Here is a 1868-nt window from a genome sequence, read left to right on the forward strand (position 1 = left end):
AAAAATCATCACTCCGCTTAGGCTCCGTTTCCCTGATTTTAAGCGGATGAAACTCCATCGCTTCCTGCATAACTTTCTCAACCTCTTCTTTTGTTTTGCCTGTTGCAACACAACCATCAAAATCAGGTGAATAAGAAGAAAACCCTGTGCTTGTTTCTTCAACTACGATTAGATACCTCATTTTTTATATCCCGCTTGTTTGAAAATACTATTTTGTGTTCCAGGAGCCAGTTCATCACTTAGCTTTCCAGAATCGGTGACTTCCCCTTGTACGAGAAAGATATCAGCCACTCTTTTCAAGTATTTTAATTACCTTAGAAATAAGAATACAAGCATTCCATTTTTAAGTCAATTCAACATAAATGGAATTAAAAGAAGAAGGGAAATTAAGCGTGCCGAACTTATGAGTTATTCGTAATCTGCCCCACTGCCCAGACCCAAATCCCATTAAAAATCAAGCTGGCTGACCCCTTGAAACTTTTCCATCGATGGCAATGTCGGTCACCCCAAAAAAGGTTAACGTGCCCTTTAATCATTTCTTTAATTCGCAATTCGGGACCTGGCCCCGGAGGTGGCAGGTCAATCGAGTCTGACCCTATTAATCCCAATTTAGGCAACTTTTAACACATTCACGCCTAATTCATGTTTATACTGTTTGATCTGCCACAGGTCATAAGTCACTTGATGACCTATCCAGCTTTCTGCGCTGCCACCTAACGCAATTGACAACCTAACAGCCATTTCAGGTGTTACACTTCCATTTCCATTTATTATTTTTGACAACGTTTTTCTACTCACAGCTAATGCCTTAGCCGCTTCAGTAATACTTATATTTGCTGGCTTTAACCATAAGCCTTTTATGACCTCACCTGGGTGAGGTGGATTATACATTTCCATAATACCTCCTTAGTGGTAATCCTCATAATTCACAACGTCTGCATCACCTTCATAAAACTGGAAAGTAATACGCCAATTTGCTTGTACTGTTGCAGAGTATATTCCTTTTCTATCACCTTTTAATTCGTGAAGTTTAAGAAATGGAATATCCATATCTTGAATCGTTTTAGCTTGGTTTAATTGAGCAAGAATCAAACGTAACCGCTCAGAGTGTTTTGCTTGAATACCTGCTTTACTTCCTGTTCGATAGAATTTTTCTAACCCTTTGTGGATAAAGCTTTTAATCATAATTAAAATTGTAACCCTTTAATTCACAATTTACAATATTTCTGTTGCCTCTTGATTTCTTAGCTGTTTTGAGTTTGGTTAATTCGGGATTTGGGCCTTGAACCCTATAGGTGGCAGATCAATCGAGTCTGACCCCATTGATCGGTCACCCCAAAAAAGGTTAACGTGCCCTTTAATCATTTCTTTAATTCGCAATTCGGGACCTGACCCCTTAGGCTTTCTTTAAATTTCTTTGCTATATGAACTTTCCTGAATATTGCCTCGGTGCTTTTCAAAAGACAAGCCTCGAAAATCCCCCAAATCAAGCTGGCTGACCCCTTGAACTCACAAACGCTGAAAATCCTGGAAACGGAGCCTAAGCGAAGTGAAGATTTTTAGTCCGTGATAGCGATAGGGCCGGGTGTTTTCTCGAAGCGTCTTTTTGCGTAGAGAAAATACAAGGCATTCCGACATCGCGTCAAGCCATTTGAGGTAACTAAATAAAAACCCCTCTAGGGTTTTTATAAGTGGACGCAGGGCGAATCAGGGCATCGCAGATTTTAATCAGTCCCGTTAAGCTTTTGCCGCGAACTTGGGCTTGGACGCCCAAAATGAGCTTTCGCAAAAGTAGGGACTCCCCGAAAATAAACCTCGATACACCAGCATTGTGTATTTCAGCTACTCAATAATTGGGAAACTTCAGT

General features: G+C 40.3%; 3 protein-coding genes. All 3 read right to left on the bottom strand.

From position 1 onward, the window contains the following. Positions 1–181, bottom strand: a 181-nt coding sequence (locus CDZ78_RS13795; RefSeq protein WP_140414068.1) for a type II toxin-antitoxin system HicB family antitoxin, incomplete at its 3' end; no start/stop codon positions are given. 428 nt (positions 182–609) lie between these two features. Further along, on the bottom strand, positions 610–897 hold the full coding sequence (locus CDZ78_RS13810) for a HigA family addiction module antitoxin (RefSeq protein WP_087870532.1): 288 nt from the start codon (positions 895–897) through the stop codon (positions 610–612). Positions 898–906: 9 nt separating this feature from the next. Then, positions 907–1185, bottom strand: coding sequence for a type II toxin-antitoxin system RelE/ParE family toxin (locus CDZ78_RS13815; RefSeq protein WP_087870533.1), 279 nt, complete (start codon positions 1183–1185; stop codon positions 907–909). Positions 1186–1868: the final 683 nt, after the last annotated feature.

The organism is Bathymodiolus platifrons methanotrophic gill symbiont, from assembly GCF_002189065.1.
Classification (GTDB): domain Bacteria; phylum Pseudomonadota; class Gammaproteobacteria; order Methylococcales; family Methylomonadaceae; genus Methyloprofundus.